Below are 19485 nucleotides of genomic sequence, written 5' to 3'. Positions count from 1 at the left end.
TCCAGCGGGCTTTTGCCGGCTGCGGCTGCCGCGCAGCCGGGAACTCCCACGAGAAACGGAGAAGTACAATGACAATCCCCAACAGTCCCGACCTGTCTGCCACTACGGACCTTGCCGCCGACCGTTCCGACGCAACCCCGTCCGGAGCCGCCGAAAGAACCGAATACACGGCCGCCGAGCGTCGCCAGCGGATCTTCGCCATCGTCGGCGCCTCCTCCGGCAACTTGGTGGAATGGTTCGATTTTTATGTCTATGCCTTCTGTGCCATCTACTTCGCCCCGGCCTTCTTCCCCACGGCCGACCCCACCGTCCAGTTGCTCAACACCGCAGGGGTATTCGCCGCCGGCTTTTTGATGCGCCCGATCGGCGGCTGGCTATTCGGGCGGATCGCCGACAAGCACGGCCGCAAGACCTCGATGCTGATCTCGGTGCTGATGATGTGCGCCGGCTCGCTGGTGATCGCCTTCCTGCCGACCTACGAGAGCATCGGCGTAGCCGCACCGGCTCTGCTGCTGTTGTGCCGCCTGTTCCAGGGGCTTTCGGTCGGCGGTGAGTACGGTACCACCGCGACCTACATGAGCGAGGTGGCGCTCAAGGGCAGACGCGGCTTCTACTCCTCGTTCCAGTACGTCACCCTGATTGGCGGCCAGTTGCTGGCGGTGCTGGTGGTGGTGATCCTGCAGCAACTGCTCAGCACCGATGAACTGAAGGCCTGGGGCTGGCGCATTCCGTTCGTGATCGGCGCCTTCGCGGCGGTGATCGCCCTGTTGCTGCGCCGTTCCTTGGAGGAGACCACTACGGCGGAAAGCCGAGCCAGCAAGGAGGCGGGCAGCATAGCCGGCCTGTTCAAGCATCACAAGGCCGCCTTCATCACCGTGCTCGGCTATACCGCCGGCGGCTCGCTGATGTTCTACACCTTCACCACCTACATGCAGAAGTACCTGGTCAACACGGCGGGCATGGACGCCAAGACCGCCAGCGGCATCATGACCTTCGCGCTGTTCTGCTACATGCTGATGCAGCCGCTGTTCGGCGCCCTGTCCGACCGCATCGGCCGGCGTACCTCGATGCTCTGCTTCGCCGCCCTGGGCGCGCTATGCACCCTGCCGATCCTGTCGACCCTGAAGGGCATCGGCAGTCCCGCCCTGGCCGGCGTGTTGATCATCCTGGGCATGGCTATCGTCAGCTTCTACACCTCGATCGGCGGCATCGTGAAGGCCGAGATGTTTCCGCCGGAGGTGCGCGCGCTGGGCGTCGGCCTGTCCTACGCCATCGCCAACGCCCTGTTCGGCGGTACCGCTGAATACGTGGCGCTCGGCCTGAAGTCGATCGGCCATGAAGAGGTCTTCTACTGGTACGTGACGGGCATGCTGGTGATCGCCTTCCTGTTCAGCCTGCGCCTGCCGAAGCAGGCCTCCTACCTGCACCACGACCACTGACCGTCTCCGGCCGTCCGCTCCGCCCGTCGCGGGCGGGGTGGATGCGCCGTTCGGCCGTCTGTCCCGTTTTCCCTCCCGCATCCGCACCGCTCAGGGCGGCGGCAATGGCTCCGCTAAAAAACGCCGCGCAGTTTTCCGCCCCCCAAGGCAATCCTTCGAATATGCAGGTCCCGAAGCCCTTCGGGCTCAGTCCGAGGTTTCGCGGTTGCGCACATGGTCGGCGAAGGCGTAGATCGGTGCCTTGATCAAGCCCTTGGCCGTTTCACTGGCGCCGATGTCGTCCAGCGCCTTGTTCAGGCACAGCATCCACTGGTCGCGCTCCTTCGGGCCGATGGCAAAGGGCCTGTGCGGCAAGCCCATGGAGACTGTGCCGTACTTTTCCAAGTACAGCTTCGGGCCGCCGAGCCAGCCGGAGAGGTATTCGAAGAGTTTCTCGCGTACCGCCGTGGTGTCCGCGCCGTGCATGCGGCGAATGCCTTCCGCTTCGGGCAGTTGCTCCATGTTGTCGTAGAAGGCGTTGCACAGCCGGCGCACGCCTTCTTCACCGCCGAGCAACTGGTAGGGGGTGAGGACGTTGATCATGCAAAAAACTCCTTTGGTGGTTCGGATGCCGCCCCGCCGCCGGCAGAGTGGTCTCGATCCGGGGCGGAGAAGAGGTTTCACCGGGACGTTGCCGGATAGATGTGCTTCAAGCGTGTCCGCCCATATCCATGCCGCGGAAGATGCTGCAGCGTTCGAATACCGCCAGGGTCGGCTTCACCGACTTATGATGGCAGTACTTGGCCACCAGCTTGGCCAGGCCCTTGATGTCGCGTCCGCTGGCGTCGGGGAAGAGGGCGGCCAGACGTTCGCAGAGTTCGGGGGCGACGTTCAGGCCGAACTGCTCGGTCATCACCCGCCAGATCCGCCGGCGATCCTCCAGGCCGGGCGGGTGGTATTTGATCAGCGCGATGCAACGCGACACTACCGCCTCGTCGATGTCGTCGACCCGGTTGGTGGTGAGAAACAGCAGCCCGTTGAAGTACTCCAGTACACGCAGGAACACGCCGACCACCGCGTTGGCGGTGATGTTGTCGTCGCGCCGCTTGATGTACACGTCGGCCTCGTCGATCAGCATCACCGCGCCCCAGCGCTGAGCGCGGGTTAGGGTGGCTTTGAGGGTCTTCTCCATCTCCGTGACGTTCAGGCCGAGTTGGCCGGAGTGCACGCGGTACAGCGGGCGCTTGATGATCTCCGAGTAGACCTCGGCGGTCAGCGTTTTGCCCACCCCGGGCGGGCCGGCGCAGAGCACCGTGGTGCCGCCTGACTTGCCTTCGACGATGTCGTCCATCAGCACGTCCATCTCGGCGGTGAGGATGTCGATCAGGTCGGTCTGTTCCGGCGGCAGGATCAGTTTGTCCTTGAGTTCCGGCTGATAGACGTAGGGCTGCATGTCGTCGACGTGCACCCACAGGTGGTGGTGTAGGTCGAGGTGGAACATCAGGATGTAGCCGTGCACCGGCAGTTCGGCGAACACTCCTTCGGGGATGTCGGCGCGCACCGCTTCGGCGGCCTTCTCCACGCGTTCGTCGTACTTCACGCTGCGCCCGGCCTTGCGCAGGTACTTGCCGAGCACGTCGCCGCTGGCGTCGAGCAGCAGATCCCGATCCTTGAGGATTTCCTCGTCGTTGACCAGCCGCGCACTGCCGCCGCTGGAGGAGAGCACCACCCGCTCCTTGCGCGCCCAGTCGGTGCTGCGGTGGGTGGCGGTCGGGTCCTCGGCGAAGATGCCGGTGCCGCTGGCGGAGAACTGCCGGCCGTAGTCGGCGCGGTGTTCGAAGAAGCGCGCCGCGGAGTGGTCGTAGGCGGCGATCAGCTCCGGCGTTTCCTTGAGAAAGCCCTTGGCAATGAGGATTTCCGCGATGCTCCGGCCGAGGATGTCGCGTTCGAGAATGGTCAGGGTTTGCGACACCACCCGGGCCATGGAGTTGGCCTTCAGCTCGATCAGGATGCGCCCGCTTTCCTCTTCGCCCGGCGGGGTGAAGTCGATGCGCGAGACCAAGTAGGCGAGCGGCTTGCCGGCCATGTTGATCTTGAACAGCCAGCCGCGGATCGCGTCACGGATCAGGAACTCGGCGACCGCCGGGACCATCCGCTCCAGATCGCGCTCGCCGTAGCGCTCGCCGCCGTCGCTCACCGCGCGGCGCAGGGTGGCGATCTGCGCGGCGCGTAGCTCCATGCCCGGTCCTGCGGCGAGGTACAGCCGGTGCAGGTGGTCGAGTTGCGCCAGCGTCAATTGCTCGAAGACCACTTCGGCCCGGTTGCCGAATTTCAGTTGGTGGGTCAGCGCCGATAGCTCGGGGAATTCGCTGACCAACGCCTCGACGTGGGGTCGATCGATGAGAAGTTTCATGCCGGACCAGCCTTGGTAACTACGGGATAGGTGCTCCAGCAAGCCGCATGCCATGGGATAACCAATTGATTTTAAATAACTAAGTCTGTTTTTTGTACGCTTCGCTACATATCGGAATGGCGTCTGTGTGGGGTAGGGGACAAAGTTGCGGGGCTCCTGGGCGGCCGGAATGTGCCCGGCATGGTTTCAGGGGCCGGACCAGGGGCTGGCCCGGAAGGCGAACGGAAGCATCGTTTCGATCGGCATATGTGTATCGCGCGAAGTCATATAAGGTTTATGTATCCGAAAGTTCGCTTCATTCATTTTTCTTTTTCGAAACGGACGGCATTTCTCACTGTAGATGGGACAATTTTTGTAATAGCTGGACTTTGACATTTCTTAAGTGCGGTTGCAGTATCACCTTGGATTTCCCGGCTCGGACAGTTCATGTCGGCTTCTCGAATTTTTGCTTCAGTTTTATTGCCTTTTGCCGAAATTAGACGGCAAGTTCGACTTTTTTGAAAGTTTCGGGCCGAAGGTGTTTGATTTTTCGATGTCCGGCCTTATATGTAACTAGCGCACGCCTTGCGGCATGCCATCCTTCATCGGCAACCAGTCCAGTAGAGAAAACCATGCAGTCTGAAGAGAAGAATCTGATCGATGGCCTGTTTTCCCGCCTCCGCGATGTCGAAGGCCAGTCCACGCCTCGCGATCCGCAGGCCGAGAGCGTAATCAGGGAGCACATCGCCCGTCAGCCGGCTGCTCCCTACTACATGGCCCAGGCGATCATCGTGCAGGAAAACGCCATCCAACAGCTCAACGACCGCGTCAAGGAGCTCGAGGCCCAGATCGAACAACTGAAGCAGCAGGCCCGGAACGACAGCCGCCAGCAAAGTAGCGGCGGTTTTCTGGCCGGCCTGTTCGGCGGTGGCCGCAGCGAGCCGAAGCCCCAGCAGCCCGCCGCCCAACCGCAACAGCCGGTGGCCCGCCCAGCTGCTTCTTCGGGTTGGAACGAGCCCGGCTACGGCAATCAGGGCGGCTTCGGCCAACAGCCCGGCTTTGGCCAGCAGCCCGGCTTCCAGCGTGGTGGCGCGGGGGGGGGCGGTTTCCTCTCCGGTGCCCTGCAGACTGCGGCCGGCGTGGCCGGCGGCGTGGTGCTGGGCAATGTGCTGATGGATCTGTTCAACGGTGACGAGGGGCATCATGCGGCTGCCGAAACCGCGGCGGCCGCGCCGGAGCCGGCTCCGCAGGTCGCCGAAGAAAGCCATGCGCCGCAGGAAGACTACTTCGCCGATAGCGGCAGTAGCGGCGGCGACTACTTTGCTGACAGTGACGATGCCGGTGGCGACTTCTTTGGCGGCGACGACGAAGACTTCGTCTGATCCGATCTGCAGACGCGGAGCCGTCCCGGACGGCTCCGCGGGATGCCGCGGGGCGCTTCGCACGCGAGGTGCCCCTGGTTCCAGGACATCAGACTTTCTTCACGAACTCCGACTTTAGCTTCATCGCGCCGATCCCGTCGATCTTGCAATCGATGTCGTGGTCGCCGTCGCACAGGCGGATATTCTTCACCTTGGTGCCGACCTTCACCACCAGGGACGAGCCCTTGACCTTTAGATCCTTGATCACGCTGATGATGTCGCCGTCCTGCAGGACGTTGCCGACCGAGTCCTTGATCACCCTGCCGCCTTCTTCCGCCGTTTCGGCCGCTCCGCCGGCGGACCATTCGTGGGCGCATTCCGGACAGACCAGTTGGATGCCGTCCTCGTAGGTGTATTCGGAAGCGCATTTGGGGCAGGGAGGCAGGGAGCTCATGGGGTGTCCTCGGGTACAGCACAATGAATGGGGCGGGGATTGTATAGCTTTTGGCCGGCCCCGACAGCGGCTGGGCCGATGGCCGCAAGTCCGGTGGCCGGAGGCTCCGCTCTTCGTTGCGTGGCCCCTCTACCTTCTGGGCATTATCCGGTGGCGGGACCAGGGTTCGTGCCGGGCGTTTTCCTTGAGGTTCCGATCGGCGAAGCGGTACCAGCCTTCCTTGAAATGTGTCCACTAGCCATGGTCGAGGTCGCTGCCGTGCCTGCGCACGATCTCTTCCAACTGCTCGAGGTCCAGGTACGGCGTCGTAGGCGATATTCAGGCGACCGCTGACGACCCTGTCCACCCCCACCAGGCGGTCGATTTCCTGCACGATGGCATCGGCTCTGGCCGCATCCAGCGCTTCGAGCTTCAGGTCACAAGGTAAGCTTCGCGAACTCCCGGCCGGTGATCCATATCGAACACGATCGTTCTCTCGCGTTCGAGTCATATGTTGTCGCGGCGGTGCCCGCGCGCCGGAAAATACCGCTGGCTCACCACAACTATAGATCGCCGGGAACACGGCCGACTGGCGGCGGCATGCCGGCGACGGCCTGTGCTATACCCTGTCAGGATCGGATGAGGCGTGCAGGACGCGACTCCCGCCCGCGCTAGCCGCGGCGCCGGGCGGAACATCCGGGCCGCAACCGGCCGTGCCGGGGCAGCGGATGCCGGCGGACGGCCCGCACACAGCGAGGTTTCGACCATGTCCCTGATGCAATGCACCTACCGCGATCACACCATTGCCGCCGACGTCCTGCAGCATGAGGGCGGCCCCATGCCCTGGGCTGGCGGCTGCCGCATCACCACACCGGAAGGCCGCACCACCCGGCGTTTGCCCCTGCCGGTCGGATACGCCCTCATGGCCGAATTGGAGCAGGCCCAGCACGCCTCCATCGCGCACGGCAAGTGGCTGGTCGATCAGTGCCTCGACCACGGCAAATCGCTCTTTTTCGAAGCGGCCTGAACGGCTGGCACTCCCGGTCCCGGTGGATGGCAAAGCCGCGAGACGCTTTCCACCCTCGACCCGGCGCCCGCCGGACTGTCCTACGCTGTGATGCCTGCTGGCCACAAATATCGAGGATTAGGCTGCAAGCGTTATTGTCCCGGTCTTGTCCACCGGCCACTCTAGGGCACATCTAAAAACTACCTACGTGGTCATCGCTGCGTTAAAAACAGGCTCAAAATGCTCATTTACAGCTCGTAAACTCCGCTTTTTTGCCTATTTTTGCCTTGCACTGACTGCCTCGCCTAGGCCCTGTTGACGTATCAGCGTAACCACAGCAGAGCAGCAGCGAAGGCCAGCATGGACTGGAAATGGCTGGCCTTCTTCTCGTACCGCGTAGCGATCCGCCGATAGTGCTTCAACTTGCCGAACATGCACTCAATGACATGGCGTTCCTTATAGAGATGCCAGTCGCAGGAGCGCTGCTCAAGCCGGTGGCTTCGGGGCGGAATCACCGCCTGAATCTGACGCCCCTCCAGCCATGCCAGAAGCGTGTTGGCGTCATAGCCCTTGTCGGCCAGCAGCGCCGACGTACTGATCCCCTCCAAGAGCGAGACCGTCTGGGTGATATCGGCCGTCTGGGCCCCCGTCAAAATGAAGCGAATCGGCAGACCCAATGCATCGGTCAGCGCATGGATCTTGCGGCCAAAGCCACCGCGCGAGCGCCCCAATGCCTCCTCGGAAGCCGAGCTATGGGCCGCTCCTGCCGCGCAGGCATGAGCACGGATAATGGAACTGTCGATGCAGACATGCTGGAGGTCGGCCTCAAGACTGAGCGCCGAGTGGAGCTTGTTGCAGATGCCGAGCCTGCACCAGCGTGAAAAGCGCTTGAAGACGCTGTTCCAAGCTCCGAAGCGGCTGGGAAGCATCCGCCATTGGGCACCGGTGCGCAGTATCCACAACACCGCTTCGACGAACCGGCGGCAGCTCGGGGCCTTCAGCAGTCGGGCACCCTTCGTGGTGCTCAGCAGAGTTTGTATCTGTGCCCAAGCGTTATCGCTCAGCTGGTTTCTGTCGGTCATGGCAAAAGCCAAATTTTAGCGCTGGGCTTACGTCAACAGGGCCTAACGGGATAAGCGATCGAAATGGAAAAAAGAGGCATGCACCATGAGCGCTGTCCGGCGAGAGATGAATCTTTATCTGGACAATCTGGCCGTGGGCGCGCTTTCGCAGTAGCGAATTCGTGCTGGACGAAGAGGTTCTCAAAGCCTTCGCCGCGCAATTCGACCCGCAGCCCTTTCATCTGGATGACGAGGCGGCTAGGCAGACCCTATTTGACGGGCTGGCGGCCAGCGATTGGCATACCGCGGCCATCACCATGCGTCTGCTGGTCACCAGCGGCATGCCCTTGGCCGGCGGACTGATCGGCGCCGGCGGCGAGATCGATTGGCCCAGGCCGACCCGGGCGGGGGACACCCTGCACGTGGAGAGCTGCATCCAGGCGATCATGCCGTCGCGATCCAGGCCGGATCGCGGCATCGTCGCTCTGGAAAGCTTGACGCTGAACCAGCGTGGCGAGGTGGTGCAACGCTTGCTGACCAAGCTGGTCGTGTTCCGGCGGCCGCTGTAGAGGCGATGTTGGCAGGCGAGGGCAAGCGTCCCGCCTGCCTGGCATTCGATCAGCGATGCTTGGCCATCTCGATATGCTGGTCGAGGTTCTCGTCCAGCATCTTGCTGAACTGCTCTCTATACCAGTCGAAGGCCTTCTCCTTGTCGGCCGACAGGTCGCCGGAGCGGCACGCAGCCTCGTGGGCGCTGAAGCGGGCCGCGGCGTAGCGGATGGCAGCGCTGATCTGCCCCAGATCCTTCTGTTCCTCTTCGAGCAGGCGGTTGGCGACGGCGATGAACTCATCGGCCATGTCGAAGATTTCCATGTTTACGGGGTTGTTGGACATGTTCGGCTCCTGTTGGCATTAAAAGGGAGTGTTTTCGTTGTATGTGGCACGCAAGTAAACAGCGCCTGCCACGGCGCCGGAGTAGGGGGGACCGAGGGCTGCCCGGCGGTCCGGCGAAGTTTTCGCGGGTTCGCGTTGTCCATTACAACACAGCGACCCAGCAAGGGAGAGTCATATGGCCCGCAAGCATTTTGCCAAGTTCGATGCCATTTCCTCGGCTGTTCCCGTCGACGATGTCTTCGAGGCCGTCATCGCCGTCAAGCGCCGGGGAAAGGACGAAAACGCCCGTGTACATAGGGTGGCCAACGGCCAGCGCTACGATCTGGCCTCCGAAGCCGACGCGGCGGCCGAGGCCGCCTTGAGCAAGGTGGTCGAGATCCGCGACGACGGCGAACTGCTCTGGGAACCCCATGCGCTGTGACAGGGCGTCCCGGCGTTGCGCTTGCGCGGCCGGGCGTGTCAGGCGCTCAGGCCGACGTAGACGTTCTGCACGTCGTCATGGTTGTCGAGGGCTTCGAGGAAGGCCTCGACCTCCTCGAGTTCGCTGCCCGACAGGTTCACCGGGTTCTTCGCCTTGTAGCCGAGGTTGGCTGACTGCACAGTGAAGCCGAACTCCGGCAGCGCTTTGCACACCGCGTCCAGGTCGGTCGGATCGGTATAGAACAGGGTGGCGCCTTCCTCGGCGGGCTCGAAGTCCTGGGCACCAGCCTCAATGGCGGCCAGCTCCGGATCGGCGCCGTTCTCGGCGGCGGCCTCGATCATGCCCAGGTGGTCGAAGTCCCAGCTCACCGAGCCGGAAGTGCCGAGTTGGCCCTTGCGGAACAGCACGCGGATTTCCGCCACGGTGCGGTTGATGTTGTCGGTCAAGCACTCGACAATCACCGGCACGCGGTGCGGGGCGAAGCCCTCGTAGAGCGTGCGCTCGTAGTTGACCACCTCGCCGGAGAGTCCCGCGCCTTTCTTGATGGCGCGCTCCAGGGTGTCCTTGGGCATCGAGGCCTTCTTCGCCTGATACACCGCCAGGCGCAGCTTGGGGTTCATGTCCGGGTCCGCACCGTTGCGTGCGGCAATCATGATTTCCTTGACCAGCTTGCCGAAGATCTTGCCCTTGGCATTGGCGGCAATTTCCTTAGGTCTGGCTTTCCACTGGGCGCCCATATCGGTTCTCTCGCTGCAACGATCGGCTCCCGGCCGGTCCGGGAACGAAAGGGGGCGATTCTAGCGCTTCGCGAGCGGGCAGGGCAGCACCGGGAATGAAACCGCCGGCGGCAATGACGGCGCCCGTGTCTCCTTCCGGGCGCGCGGGACTCAATGCAGCAGCTCGGGCGGCACGTTACCACCGTTTTCCGCCAGCTTCTGCAGTACGGCCTTGTGCAGCCAGGTGTTCATCTGCGCCGAATCGCCCATCTTCTCCGGCGGACAGCCCAGTTCGCCGGCCAATTCCTTACGCGCCTGCAGGCTGCTGTCCAGATCGAGTAGCTTGAGCAGGTCGACGATAGAGGTCTTCCAGTTGAGCTTTTCCGGGTGTCTGGCTGCCAAGTCTTCCAGTTTGCCCACCACGTCCACCGGTCCGCCATTCGTCGTCGTGGAGGCGGTCGGTGTGGGACCGGCCGGTGTGGGCGTCGATGGTGGTGCACTGGTCGGAGCTTCCTCCGACCGCGCTTTCGAGCCGAACCCGAGCGAATTGAGAATATTGCTGAACAAGCCCATGGGGGACCCTCCATTTTTCGGTTGTGGCGAAGTGGAGCATAATAGATCAAGGAGGCGTCGTTATCCGGGCGGTAGTTGCCGGGGAAATACTAGCAATTTGCCGAAAAATGACGGTATCGGGTACACGGTGCGGGGTGCCGTACTGCTGTCGGCGGCCGGCGGCGCCCGCCGGTCGCGCTTGTGGCGTCCCGGTTCGGCGCGCAAGATGCGCGTCAAGATTGCCCCATGCAGAACGGAGCTCCCATGTCGCGCCTGTTGCCCGTGACTCTTCTCCTGCTCGGAGGCGCCGCCCAGGCGGCGCCGGAGCCGGTTCCCCTGTATCGCGAAATCAAGGACTGGGTGGTGGCTTGCGACAACCTGCGCAGTTGCCAGGCCATCAGTGCCACAGCTTTCGGCTTCAGCCCCTTGCGGCTGGTGATCGGCCGCGATGCCGGCCCCCGGACCTCGCCGTGGGTGCGTCTGACCTACAGCGGGCAGCCCGGGCATTTCACGTTGTCGACCGACGACCGGCCGCTGCCGGATGCGCTGGCGAGCCTTCTGCGGACCGGGGTGGGCGAAGGAGAGCCGATCGTGCACGGCGAGGGCGATATGGCGCGCGCACTGCTGGCCGAGTGGCGCAATGGCGAGATCCTGCGCCTGGACGCGGAGGGCGAGGAGGCCGAGCTTTCCCTCGCCGGCCTTTCCGCGGCGCTATTGTTGATGGATTCGGTGCAGGGGCGCCTGGACACCCGCGGCGCGCTATACCGACTGGGCGAGCGCGACGATCGCGAGGTGCCGGAAGCGCCGCCGCTGCCCCTGCTGCGGCCTTTCCCCGGTGTCACGCCGCTGACCGACGCCGAGCGTCAGGGCATCCCCCTAGCGGTGATGGAGGCCACGCGTAGCGAATGGCTGGAGGCCGACCCGGAGAGCCTGGAGCCCGAAGCCGAGGTCCATGCCCTCAACGGCCAGGAAGCGCTGGTGCTGATCCAGACGTCCTGTGCGACCTATAACTGCAGTTTCGCCCTCTACCGTGTCGCCCGCCAGGCGCCTTATCCGCGCCAGCCGCTGCGTATCGACCCCTTGCCGTTCGGCGGCGAGGGACTCGGCGGCTGGGTCAACTACGACGAAGGGAGCGGAGAGCTGGGGTATTTCATGAAGGGCAGGGGTGTCGGCGATTGCGGCGATGCGGGCAGTTGGCTGTTCGACGGCGAGCGCTTCCAATTGCAGTCCATGCGAATGATGCAGCGGTGCGCCGGCAGCCCACCCGATGACTGGCCGGAGCTGTGGCGTGCGGCCAGGCCGTAGGAGAGGCGTTTTCAGCTTCGCTCGCTGCGTCATCCGGCGGAGGGAGGGCCGGGGGCTTCCAATCGAGGCTTTTCAGCGGTGGATAGCGGCGAGCCGGGGCGAATGAATGAAAGTGTCTTGCGAGGATTCGCGGCGCTGGCGCGACGCGCTACCATCCGCGGCCTTCCTCTCGCCGGGACGCACCTTCGTCATGTCCTTTGCCTTCGAAATCGCCTTGGACCCTGTCACCCTCGTCGTCCTGGCATGCGTGGCCTTCGTCGCCGGTTTCATCGACGCCATCGCCGGCGGGGGCGGCCTGATCACGGTACCCGCGCTGCTGACCGCCGGCCTGCCGCCGCATCTGGTGCTGGGGACCAACAAGCTCTGCTTCACCTTCGGCGCGGCTATCGCCAGCCTGACCTTCATCCGGCGTGGCCTGTTCCATCCCCGGCAGTGGTATGGCGCACTCGTCGCTACCGCCCTCGGCGCGCTCCTGGGCGCCGCCGTCGCCCATTACCTGCCGGCCAGGTGGCTGAACCAGTCGCTGCCGGTCATCGTCTTCGCCTGCGGGCTGTATCTGCTGTTCAGCCCTACTCCGGGCGGCATCCACCGGCCCGATGCGCGGATCGCGAAGCTACGCCAGTGGCCGCAAGGTCTCGCCCTCGGCGCCTACGACGGTGTGGCGGGTCCCGGTACCGGCACCTTCTGGACGGTCAGCTCCCTGCTGCTGTATCCGCTCGACCTGGTGCGCGCCAGCGGCGTGGCCCGCAGCATGAATTTCGTCAGCAACGCCGTGGCCTTGAGTGTCTTCATCGGCAGCGGCCAGGTGGCTTGGCTACTCGGCCTGAGCATGGGCTGTGCGCTGATGACCGGCGCCTGGCTGGGCGCCCGTACCGCCATCGGCGGCGGAGGCCGCCTCATCCGTCCGCTGTTCATCGGCATGGTGCTGGTCCTGACGGTGCGTCTGGCCTGGCAACATTGGTTCGGGCATGGCTGAACAGCACAGGCGCGGTTCGGCCATGCCGCGCTAAGGCGGCTGAATGCGCCGGGTTGCACGGCGCAACAATCCGCTCGAAAACTTTTCCTTTTGCCTGTGTTCTTAGATAACCTTCTCCGCTTCCTCACGGATTCAGATACTTACCATGCTTGATACAACCCTTGCTCAACTCGAACGCGTCGTGGCCGATCTTCTGCAACAGAATCGCACTCTGGCCGAAAATTGCAGCCAGCTTGAGCAGGAGCTGCGCCAGGCTAGGGAGGAGAACGACAACCTGCAACTGGCCGCCCTCGAACAAGAAGAGCGGCAGGCCGCTACGCTCGCCCGCCTGCAGGCGCTGCTTGAACGCGCCGGTGCCAGTAGCCTCGCATGAAGGAGAATGGCGTTCGTGTCCTGAAGATTCTCGGGCGCGACTACCCGATCAAGGCCTCCGCCAGCGAGGAGCGCGTCCTGCAGGAGGCCGCCGACCTGCTTCAGCAGCGCCTGTCGGAAAGCCGCCAGCGTTTTCCCGCCGCCAGCAAGGACGAACTGCTGGTGCTGACGGCCCTCAATCTCTGCGTCCCGCTGCTACAGCAGGAGCGGCAAATGCGCGCGGCCGAGCAGCGCCTCGCCGCCTGCATCGAGCAGATCAACCGCCAGTCGCAGGCGTAGCCCGCCGCGCCGGCCCGCGCGCTCCGACGGAAGGCATGCAGGCCGTCGCCCAGCCGGATCGCGAAAGGAAAGCCCTGGGTCCCAGGAGTACTGGCCGGCGCGAAAGCGCGCGGGCGGGGTGGCGCTATCCGGAACAAGCGAAGCCGAGCCATCGAAGCGAATACGCGCCCCCTGATCGTTCACCGTGGAGGACACGCCAGTGAAACTCCAGGCAGTGAAGTTCGGCGATGGTTTTACGCGATGGCTACGCCGTGACGCTCGTCCGCCGACCGCGCGGGAACTGTCGCGGGCCATCGGTTTCGCACGCATCACCCTGATCGTCGGCCTGGTATTCCTGCACTACATGAGCTACCCGAATTTGCAGGTTTCGCCCTTCGACGGTATGGACGTCGCGCATCATCCGCTGGCGACCTTCGTCAACAGCTTCGTCCTGTTCTTCTTCTTCAGCGCGGTTCCCCTACTCAGCTTGATTTCCGGCTGGCTGTTCTTTTCCTTCGCCGCGCGGCCGCATGCCGCCCGTTTCGAGCTGCAGCGGCGTATTCGCCGCCGCCTGAGGTCCTTGTACCTGCCGCTGGTGTTCTGGAACGCCGTGTTCCTGGCGATCCTGCTGTCCCTGTTCATCTGGCGGGCGAGCGATCCCTTGCCTGGAGTCCTCAATATCCGCTTCGAGCGTGCCGGCTGGTTTGACTATCTCAACGCCGTCTTCGGCCTCACCCGGCACCCGGTGGGGTTCCAGTTCTGGTTCGTGCGCGACCTGTTCGTCACTGTCCTGATCAGTCCGCTTTTGTGGCTTCTGCTGCGCCATGCGCCCTACGTGGGACTGGCGATACTGGGGCCGGCGTGGTTGGCCGGCCACGACCTGCTGATCTTTTTCCGCTCCGACGTGGTGTTCTTTTTCTATCTGGGAGGTTGGTTGCGCATGGGCGGTGTGTCGCTGGAGGTGGGGCGACGTGCTGCGTTGACGCTGGCGCTGGCCTATGTCGTTCTCGTCGCGCTGCGGGCCGCGGCACCCCTGTTGCTGGGCTGGGACGATCAGCGGCCCGAGTGGCTGTCGGTGGCGACGCGTGCCATGCGCCCGATCGGCGTGCTGGCCTGCTGGGGAATGGTTTTGCAACTCGCGGCGACGCCGGCGGGGGCCGTTGTCGCACGCTACGGCGGTCTGTCCTTCTTCCTCTATGCCATGCACTTTCCGCTGATCGCTGAGGTGAAGATCCAACTGTGGCGCCTGGTCCCGGCTCCGACGGACGGCTGGATGCTGGCGCATTATCTGGCCAGCGTTCTGGTCACTGTGGCGATCGCGCTTTGCGCCGGCTTGCTGTTGGCATACAAGGCGCCGCGTTGCTTCGTCCTAATGAACGGCGGCAGGGCGCTCGATGCCGGGAATAGCTGCGCGGAGCCGGCAACACGGCCGGCAGCGGCCGTGTTCGAGCAAAAGCGGGATTGAGCCTGCCGGCTATGCGGTGGCACGGGCTCGGCGCATGGCGCGTCGGGGGTCATGAGGTAGCGCCGTGGCTGCCCAGCAGGCTGTGCCCGGATTTCTTGAGGCGCTTAGCCTGGCGTTTTTCCTGGGGGTTCTTTAGCGGTTTTTTCTTGGCTTGCTTGTGCGTCTCGTGGCTTTTGCTCATGGCTATCTCCAAGGAAAGAGGGATCAGCGGGGAATGCGTGGGGCGTGCACCATCATCACCTCCCTGGCGTCGGCCTCGATTGTGGGATCGGTTCAAGTCTAGTACGGAAGCGGGACGGCATTGCGCTCCCGGCAAAGAGGCACTTTGCGCGCGTGTGCCGGTGCGAGGCGAGGTTCTCAAGCGAGAACGTAGGGACGGGATGGGAAAGCCTACCCGAACCGGCGAGGGCGTCGGGTAGGCTCGGGTTCAGGCAAGATTGTCGGTCAGCAGTATTTGTCCACATAGTGAACGCCGGGATTGCTCCGGGCGACGCGCCAGTGTTCAGTCAGGGTCTGGTGAAGGCGATCGATGAATTCCCGATCGGCCGCGGCTTTCTTGCCGACGTAGCCCTTTCCCCGGCGATAGGCTTTGAGCCTGACACGCATGGCAGGGGTGCGCTTCTCGAATTCGGTTTCCTCCATGCCGGCCGGAAGGCGATCGAGATGGACTTCGCCTGCCTCGCAGACCCAGAGGATGTGGCTTTCGCTCTTGTCCCGGCGTTGGGCGAACAGTTGAGCCAATTCATCGGGAGAGAGTGCGTTGTTGTTCAGATTCATGTGCAAGGTCCTCATGGTCATCCATTGATCGAGCGTTTGCGAAAATGTGCCGCCTTTCGGTTCAGGCCAGCCGTCCGTGGATCGATGGATCGGAGGGTGGCCTGTATCCCGTACAGCTGGGTCCAGATCACAACATGAGCCTTATGTAGCGCCGATCTGAGCTAACTACACAAAGCAAGCCTGGAGAAGTCGGGGCGGGATCGCGAGGAGGAGAGGGCGGGAGGCAGGCATCGATAGTGTCTGGAACGGGCCGGAGGGGTCGTGCGGTCCGCCACAAGCATCATCAGAATGTCTCGCCAGCGCTTTCTCGCCACCAGTGCGATCACTGCCAGTCAACTTCATCAGTCCGCCTTGTGGGCAGTACAGCCGCGAAGTGGCTCGACGAGGTGGGTCGAGCAAACCGCGAACACCCTTACCAGGGCTCCCTGTTAGGGAAGCAGCTTCATCATCGGGGGATGAAGGCGGTCGTGTCAATAGTTTTGTAGTGATTTTTTTATTTAACTACAAGGTGCGTATCCATGCGGGGCATACCGGTGCGTCATGGCCGGCCCGGGCATTCGGGGGCTTGTCGGACGTCGATCGTCGCCAGCGACCCGATCCCGCTGTTCGCCCATGCCAGCAGGGCGCTGGTATCGACAGGAAAGCCAGAGGGCGAGGGCGCTGAAACCATGTAGCTCTTCTATCCGCCGGCGGCTGGCAGTGGTACGCGAGGGCGCGGATCATCGAGTGGAAAGGAAAGCTGGCAAGCGGAATGTTTGAAAACCCCGAAACCGAAAGAGTCCCTTCTTTTGATTTTGGTCAATTTGTCAAGAGCGAATTATTGCTACATATTACCGTACAACGTGAGTATCAAGGAGAGATAACGATGTTGATGGCCATTGTTCTTACCGTAGCGTTTACCTGGTTGGTTCTGTTCGTGGCGGGTGTGTGCTTGGGACGTTGGATGCGTTCTTCGTCCAAGGTGGCAACCCATGCGGATGGCGTGGTGGACAGCACCGGTCTCAGAATGGGTTGATGCGAAAACCGGAAGAAAATGAACGAAAAAGCCCTGCTCGACGCGGGGTTTTTTCGTTCAAGCGCCGGCTCGGCCTTCCGGGCAGACCGGCGGGCTCAGCGTTGCGGCCTGTTCCTGATGGTCTTGAGCAGCTCCTCGGGGCTGATCTGGCCGACGATACCGGTCGTACTGCCGGGTTGGGGTTGAGCGAGGATGTGGCCTTTCATCCTGCCGATGACGTGCATCTCGCAAGCCTTGCAGTCGAAAGTCAGGGTCAGCACCTCGTCCTGATGCACCAGTTGCATCGGCGCGACCTTGGTGCGCACGCCCGTGACGCCCTCGGCCTGTTTCGGGCACAGATTGAAGGAGAAACGCAGACAGTGCTTGGTGATCATCACTGGCACTTCGCCGGCCTGCGCGTGAGCCTCGTAGGCCGAGTCGATCAGTTGCACGCCGTAGCGGCGATAGAACGCTTGGGCCTTCTCGTTGTACACGTTGGCCAGGAAGGTCAGGTGCGATTCCGGGTACACCGGTGGCGGTTCGCTGACCGGCTTGCGGCTGCCGTGCCGATGGGCGGCCAGGCGGGCGGTCGTCAAGGCCTCGATGGCCTCGCGGCGTAGGGCCTTGAGCAGGGAGTTGGGGACGAAGAATGCCTGCGGTGCATCGATCTCCACTTCTTCGGCATGGTAGAGGGTTGTGCCCAACTGGCCGAGCAGGTCGCGCAACTGCTCGAGCGCCTGTTCCGGCTTCTTCGCCAGTCCGAAAGGCCCGGCGAGACTCGCCGAAGCGCCGACGCCTTCCTCGCTGGTGACGTTCAGGTCAAGTGCCCGCTCCGTCAGCCGGACCTGCCAGCGCACCCCAACCCGGCGCTCGGCGGAGGTTTTCTGCAGCGCCTGCTGCCAGTCGTGGTCCAGGTTGCGGTTCAGCGCATGATGCGGACGCAACTGCTTCAGCGCGGCCGGCATCTCGTTGGGCTCGATGCGGTATTGCCAGTGGGGCTTGCCGTCCCGCTCGGAGCGTCCGAGCTGTTCGACGACGCTGGCACGGAAGCCCACCACTTCGCGCTTGACCAGCACGTTTAGGCCGTCGCCGTTGCCGAGCGGCTCCGTGGTGCCGGCGATGAAGTCCTTCTTGCGGACCTTGAGGATCTCGCCCACCGGTAGGCCGGTGAAGGTCGGCGAATCGAAGGCGCCGATGTCGATCCTGCGCTCGTTGACGAAGTAGTCCGTGCTGCCGCGGTGAAAGGTCTTGTCCGGGTCCGGTACGAAGAAGTGCTCGGTCCGGCCGCTGGAGGCTCGTGCCAGCTCCGGGCGCTCGCTCAGGATCTCGTCGAGCCGTTGCCGGTAGTAGGCGGTGATGTTCTTCACGTAGCCCATGTCCTTGTAGCGCCCCTCGATCTTGAAGGAGCGCACCCCGGCATCGATCAACGCGCGCAGGTTGGCGCTTTGGTTGTTGTCCTTCATCGACAGCAGGTGCTTGTCGTAGGCCACCACCCGGCCCTGGTCGTCCTTCAAGGTGTAGGGCAGCCGGCAGGCCTGCGAGCAGTCGCCTCGGTTGGCGCTGCGCCCGGTCTGCGCGTGGGAGATGTAGCACTGCCCGGAGAAGGCCACGCACAGCGCGCCGTGGATGAAGAACTCGATAGTCGAGTCCACCTGCGCGCCGATGGCGCGGACCTCCGCAAGGCCGAGTTCGCGCGCCAGCACTAGTTGGGAGAAACCGGCATCGGCCAGGAATTTCGCCTTTTCCAGGGTGCGGATGTCGCACTGGGTGCTGGCGTGCAGCTCGATGGGTGGAATGTCCATTTCCAGGATGCCCATGTCTTGCACGATCAGCGCGTCGATGCCCGCGTCGTGTAGCTGCCAGATCAACTGGCGGGCTGATTCCAGCTCGTCGTCGTGCAGGATGGTGTTGAGGGTGACGAACACCCGGGCGTGGAACCGGTGGGCGAACTCCACCAGGCTGGCGATATCCGTCACATCGTTGCCAGCGCTGTGCCGCGCACCGAAGCTGGGGCCGCCGATGTACACGGCATCGGCGCCATGCAGGATCGCCTCCTTGGCGATAGACACATCCCGTGCCGGGCTGAGCAGTTCCAGATGGTGCTTGGGTAATGACATGGCGGTGAGATTCGGGACGAAACGAGCGGCCATTGTAGCCGGCCTGGGCGAGTTTTGATCGCTTCAGGCGCCTTTGGCAACGGGGCCGGTGACAGCCTGCATCGGGGGCGATCGGGGGAGCGGTCCGGACTGAAAGGGCGTATCCCGTGCGAAGTTTCCGGCAAAGTGATCGCTATGCCGAACTCCGGTCGATTTCATGTTCTTGTATGAAGGCAGGGCAGATGGCCGCCGGCAGACAGGGTGAGAGGTTCGGGGCGACCGAAATATCGATCCTAGGCCTGTCTCGGATTGCACGTCCCTCATCGCCGCCATTGTTACGGATTTCTGACACAAGTCAGCAATGCATATTTTTCTCTGCATCGGGGACTTCCAGGCGCCACGGTTCGGCGTAGTCTGGAGTTGTCGCGATGCAACTACGCGGCACCATTGCTGATCGGTTGAAGAGGGAATGGCATATGCAACTCCAAGTTCACAGCGATAACCATATCGAAGGCAGTGCCCGTCTGGCCGGCTGGGTCCGCGCCACCATCGCCAACAAGTTCGAGCGTTATGGCGAGGAGTTGACCCGCGTTGTCGTCCATCTGAACGACGAGAAAGGCAATAAGGCCGGAGCCAACGACAAGCGCTGCCAGATTGAAGCCCGCGCCAGGGGATGCCAGCCGCTGTCGGCGAGTCATAACGCCGAGTCCCTGGAGTTCGCCCTGGACGGCGCGATGGAAAAACTTGGCCATGCCCTGGCCCATCGGCTCGGCAAGCAGCGCAACAAGCGCATTGCGGGCAGCCGTGGGTTCGCTGGCAGCGTGGCCGATCGCGACCGCTTGCTGGAGGAGGATTTCCTCATCGAGGAGCAACTGCGCATCGCCTGAACTCACAGCAGAAAACTGCCGGTAGGTCGGATCTGCCGGCGGTTTTTCATGGCACGTTCGAATGATCGCTCCTACCATGCCGCGTAGACTCGGGACTGTGG

Annotated in this window: 21 protein-coding genes and 1 pseudogene; 12 read left to right on the top strand and 10 right to left on the bottom strand. The window is 63.3% G+C overall.

Going from position 1 to position 19485, the window contains the following annotated elements:
* Nucleotides 1–68: 68 nt before the first annotated feature.
* Nucleotides 69–1439, top strand: a complete 1371-nt coding sequence (locus ACGI6K_RS14065; RefSeq protein ID WP_376945610.1) for an MFS family transporter — start codon at nt 69–71, stop codon at nt 1437–1439.
* Between the two features lie 186 nt (nt 1440–1625).
* On the opposite strand, the gene ACGI6K_RS14060 is transcribed toward ACGI6K_RS14065, so the two are convergent.
* Together ACGI6K_RS14060 and ACGI6K_RS14055 are read right to left on the bottom strand one after the other, a co-directional pair.
* Entirely contained in the window at nt 1626–2021 is a 396-nt protein-coding gene (locus tag ACGI6K_RS14060) for a group II truncated hemoglobin (protein ID WP_376945608.1), read from the bottom strand.
* Nucleotides 2022–2127: 106 nt separating this feature from the next.
* On the bottom strand, nt 2128–3831 hold the full coding sequence (locus ACGI6K_RS14055) for an AAA family ATPase (protein WP_376945606.1): 1704 nt from the start codon (nt 3829–3831) through the stop codon (nt 2128–2130).
* Nucleotides 3832–4442: 611 nt separating this feature from the next.
* On the opposite strand from ACGI6K_RS14055, the gene ACGI6K_RS14050 reads away from it, so the two are divergent.
* Nucleotides 4443–5192 (top strand): DUF2076 domain-containing protein, encoded by a 750-nt coding sequence (locus tag ACGI6K_RS14050; RefSeq protein WP_376945604.1) that lies wholly within the window; start codon nt 4443–4445, stop codon nt 5190–5192.
* 88 nt (nt 5193–5280) lie between these two features.
* On the opposite strand, the gene ACGI6K_RS14045 is transcribed toward ACGI6K_RS14050, so the two are convergent.
* Complete coding sequence (locus ACGI6K_RS14045; RefSeq protein WP_376945602.1) at nt 5281–5625, bottom strand: zinc ribbon domain-containing protein YjdM; 345 nt, start codon at nt 5623–5625, stop codon at nt 5281–5283.
* A gap of 745 nt (nt 5626–6370) precedes the next feature.
* Here ACGI6K_RS14045 and ACGI6K_RS14040 point away from each other — a divergent pair.
* On the top strand, nt 6371–6631 hold the full coding sequence (locus ACGI6K_RS14040; protein ID WP_376945600.1) for a hypothetical protein: 261 nt from the start codon (nt 6371–6373) through the stop codon (nt 6629–6631).
* Between the two features lie 302 nt (nt 6632–6933).
* Here the strand turns inward: ACGI6K_RS14040 and ACGI6K_RS14035 are convergent, their stop codons facing one another.
* Entirely contained in the window at nt 6934–7692 is a 759-nt protein-coding gene (locus ACGI6K_RS14035; protein ID WP_377968719.1) for an IS5 family transposase, read from the bottom strand.
* A gap of 85 nt (nt 7693–7777) precedes the next feature.
* Here ACGI6K_RS14035 and ACGI6K_RS14030 point away from each other — a divergent pair.
* A pseudogene (locus ACGI6K_RS14030) lies at nt 7778–8240 on the top strand (MaoC family dehydratase).
* A 49-nt stretch (nt 8241–8289) separates the two neighbouring features.
* Here ACGI6K_RS14030 and ACGI6K_RS14025 read toward each other — a convergent pair.
* Nucleotides 8290–8565 carry a DUF3144 domain-containing protein gene (locus tag ACGI6K_RS14025; protein ID WP_376946327.1) on the bottom strand — a complete coding sequence of 92 codons (276 nt, stop codon included), beginning with the start codon at nt 8563–8565 and terminating at the stop codon, nt 8290–8292.
* 175 nt (nt 8566–8740) lie between these two features.
* Between ACGI6K_RS14025 and ACGI6K_RS14020 the strand changes: the two genes are divergently transcribed.
* Entirely contained in the window at nt 8741–8986 is a 246-nt protein-coding gene (locus tag ACGI6K_RS14020; protein WP_376946325.1) for a hypothetical protein, read from the top strand.
* A gap of 38 nt (nt 8987–9024) precedes the next feature.
* On the opposite strand, the gene ACGI6K_RS14015 is transcribed toward ACGI6K_RS14020, so the two are convergent.
* Both ACGI6K_RS14015 and ACGI6K_RS14010 read right to left on the bottom strand, forming a co-directional pair.
* On the bottom strand, nt 9025–9723 hold the full coding sequence (locus ACGI6K_RS14015) for a YebC/PmpR family DNA-binding transcriptional regulator (protein ID WP_376946323.1): 699 nt from the start codon (nt 9721–9723) through the stop codon (nt 9025–9027).
* A 150-nt stretch (nt 9724–9873) separates the two neighbouring features.
* On the bottom strand, nt 9874–10275 hold the full coding sequence (locus ACGI6K_RS14010) for a DUF3597 domain-containing protein (protein WP_376946321.1): 402 nt from the start codon (nt 10273–10275) through the stop codon (nt 9874–9876).
* A gap of 243 nt (nt 10276–10518) precedes the next feature.
* Between ACGI6K_RS14010 and ACGI6K_RS14005 the strand changes: the two genes are divergently transcribed.
* From ACGI6K_RS14005 to ACGI6K_RS13985, 5 genes are all read left to right on the top strand, one after another.
* Nucleotides 10519–11559 carry a DUF1176 domain-containing protein gene (locus ACGI6K_RS14005; protein WP_376946319.1) on the top strand — a complete coding sequence of 347 codons (1041 nt, stop codon included), beginning with the start codon at nt 10519–10521 and terminating at the stop codon, nt 11557–11559.
* 190 nt (nt 11560–11749) lie between these two features.
* Nucleotides 11750–12535: a TSUP family transporter gene (locus ACGI6K_RS14000; protein WP_376946331.1), complete on the top strand. Its 786-nt coding sequence runs from the start codon at nt 11750–11752 to the stop codon at nt 12533–12535.
* Between the two features lie 145 nt (nt 12536–12680).
* Complete coding sequence (locus ACGI6K_RS13995) at nt 12681–12908, top strand: hypothetical protein (protein WP_376946317.1); 228 nt, start codon at nt 12681–12683, stop codon at nt 12906–12908.
* Complete coding sequence (locus ACGI6K_RS13990; protein ID WP_376946315.1) at nt 12905–13186, top strand: cell division protein ZapA; 282 nt, start codon at nt 12905–12907, stop codon at nt 13184–13186. The genes ACGI6K_RS13995 and ACGI6K_RS13990 overlap by 4 nt, the downstream gene beginning before the upstream one ends.
* A gap of 199 nt (nt 13187–13385) precedes the next feature.
* A complete protein-coding gene (locus ACGI6K_RS13985) occupies nt 13386–14630 on the top strand; it encodes an acyltransferase family protein (RefSeq protein WP_376946313.1) in 1245 nt (414 codons plus the stop codon).
* Between the two features lie 49 nt (nt 14631–14679).
* Here ACGI6K_RS13985 and ACGI6K_RS13980 read toward each other — a convergent pair whose 3' ends face one another.
* Nucleotides 14680–14811, bottom strand: coding sequence for a hypothetical protein (locus tag ACGI6K_RS13980; protein ID WP_376946311.1), 132 nt, complete (start codon nt 14809–14811; stop codon nt 14680–14682).
* Between the two features lie 263 nt (nt 14812–15074).
* Nucleotides 15075–15407 (bottom strand): hypothetical protein, encoded by a 333-nt coding sequence (locus tag ACGI6K_RS13975; RefSeq protein ID WP_376946309.1) that lies wholly within the window; start codon nt 15405–15407, stop codon nt 15075–15077.
* A 751-nt stretch (nt 15408–16158) separates the two neighbouring features.
* On the opposite strand from ACGI6K_RS13975, the gene ACGI6K_RS13970 reads away from it, so the two are divergent.
* Nucleotides 16159–16422 (top strand): hypothetical protein, encoded by a 264-nt coding sequence (locus ACGI6K_RS13970; RefSeq protein WP_376946307.1) that lies wholly within the window; start codon nt 16159–16161, stop codon nt 16420–16422.
* A gap of 95 nt (nt 16423–16517) precedes the next feature.
* On the opposite strand, the gene ACGI6K_RS13965 is transcribed toward ACGI6K_RS13970, so the two are convergent.
* Nucleotides 16518–18518 carry a peptidase U32 family protein gene (locus tag ACGI6K_RS13965; RefSeq protein ID WP_376946305.1) on the bottom strand — a complete coding sequence of 667 codons (2001 nt, stop codon included), beginning with the start codon at nt 18516–18518 and terminating at the stop codon, nt 16518–16520.
* A 455-nt stretch (nt 18519–18973) separates the two neighbouring features.
* On the opposite strand from ACGI6K_RS13965, the gene ACGI6K_RS13960 reads away from it, so the two are divergent.
* Nucleotides 18974–19384 carry an HPF/RaiA family ribosome-associated protein gene (locus tag ACGI6K_RS13960; RefSeq protein ID WP_376946303.1) on the top strand — a complete coding sequence of 137 codons (411 nt, stop codon included), beginning with the start codon at nt 18974–18976 and terminating at the stop codon, nt 19382–19384.
* Nucleotides 19385–19485 lie beyond the last annotated feature (101 nt).

Origin of the sequence: Azorhizophilus paspali (genome assembly GCF_043587585.2) — a bacterium.
GTDB classification, from domain to species: Bacteria; Pseudomonadota; Gammaproteobacteria; order Pseudomonadales; family Pseudomonadaceae; genus Azotobacter; species Azotobacter paspali.
This window is presented reverse-complemented; position numbering and strand designations above follow the sequence as displayed.

Excerpts from the sequence above, each read along its gene's own strand:
- ACGI6K_RS13975 (WP_376946309.1), bottom strand. The coding sequence starts at position 15,407 with ATGAATCTGAACAACAACGCACTCTCTCCCGATGAATTGGCTCAACTG.
- ACGI6K_RS13995 (WP_376946317.1), top strand. The coding sequence starts at position 12,681 with ATGCTTGATACAACCCTTGCTCAACTCGAACGCGTCGTGGCCGATCTT.
- ACGI6K_RS14055 (WP_376945606.1), bottom strand. The coding sequence starts at position 3,831 with ATGAAACTTCTCATCGATCGACCCCACGTCGAGGCGTTGGTCAGCGAA.
- ACGI6K_RS14060 (WP_376945608.1), bottom strand. The coding sequence starts at position 2,021 with ATGATCAACGTCCTCACCCCCTACCAGTTGCTCGGCGGTGAAGAAGGC.
- ACGI6K_RS14025 (WP_376946327.1), bottom strand. The coding sequence starts at position 8,565 with ATGTCCAACAACCCCGTAAACATGGAAATCTTCGACATGGCCGATGAG.
- ACGI6K_RS13980 (WP_376946311.1), bottom strand. The coding sequence starts at position 14,811 with ATGAGCAAAAGCCACGAGACGCACAAGCAAGCCAAGAAAAAACCGCTA.
- ACGI6K_RS13960 (WP_376946303.1), top strand. The coding sequence starts at position 18,974 with ATGCAACTCCAAGTTCACAGCGATAACCATATCGAAGGCAGTGCCCGT.
- ACGI6K_RS14050 (WP_376945604.1), top strand. The coding sequence starts at position 4,443 with ATGCAGTCTGAAGAGAAGAATCTGATCGATGGCCTGTTTTCCCGCCTC.
- ACGI6K_RS14000 (WP_376946331.1), top strand. The coding sequence starts at position 11,750 with ATGTCCTTTGCCTTCGAAATCGCCTTGGACCCTGTCACCCTCGTCGTC.
- ACGI6K_RS13970 (WP_376946307.1), top strand. The coding sequence starts at position 16,159 with ATGTTTGAAAACCCCGAAACCGAAAGAGTCCCTTCTTTTGATTTTGGT.
- ACGI6K_RS13965 (WP_376946305.1), bottom strand. The coding sequence starts at position 18,518 with ATGTCATTACCCAAGCACCATCTGGAACTGCTCAGCCCGGCACGGGAT.
- ACGI6K_RS14040 (WP_376945600.1), top strand. The coding sequence starts at position 6,371 with ATGTCCCTGATGCAATGCACCTACCGCGATCACACCATTGCCGCCGAC.
- ACGI6K_RS14065 (WP_376945610.1), top strand. The coding sequence starts at position 69 with ATGACAATCCCCAACAGTCCCGACCTGTCTGCCACTACGGACCTTGCC.
- ACGI6K_RS14020 (WP_376946325.1), top strand. The coding sequence starts at position 8,741 with ATGGCCCGCAAGCATTTTGCCAAGTTCGATGCCATTTCCTCGGCTGTT.
- ACGI6K_RS14045 (WP_376945602.1), bottom strand. The coding sequence starts at position 5,625 with ATGAGCTCCCTGCCTCCCTGCCCCAAATGCGCTTCCGAATACACCTAC.
- ACGI6K_RS14015 (WP_376946323.1), bottom strand. The coding sequence starts at position 9,723 with ATGGGCGCCCAGTGGAAAGCCAGACCTAAGGAAATTGCCGCCAATGCC.
- ACGI6K_RS14005 (WP_376946319.1), top strand. The coding sequence starts at position 10,519 with ATGTCGCGCCTGTTGCCCGTGACTCTTCTCCTGCTCGGAGGCGCCGCC.
- ACGI6K_RS14010 (WP_376946321.1), bottom strand. The coding sequence starts at position 10,275 with ATGGGCTTGTTCAGCAATATTCTCAATTCGCTCGGGTTCGGCTCGAAA.
- ACGI6K_RS14035 (WP_377968719.1), bottom strand. The coding sequence starts at position 7,692 with ATGACCGACAGAAACCAGCTGAGCGATAACGCTTGGGCACAGATACAA.
- ACGI6K_RS13990 (WP_376946315.1), top strand. The coding sequence starts at position 12,905 with ATGAAGGAGAATGGCGTTCGTGTCCTGAAGATTCTCGGGCGCGACTAC.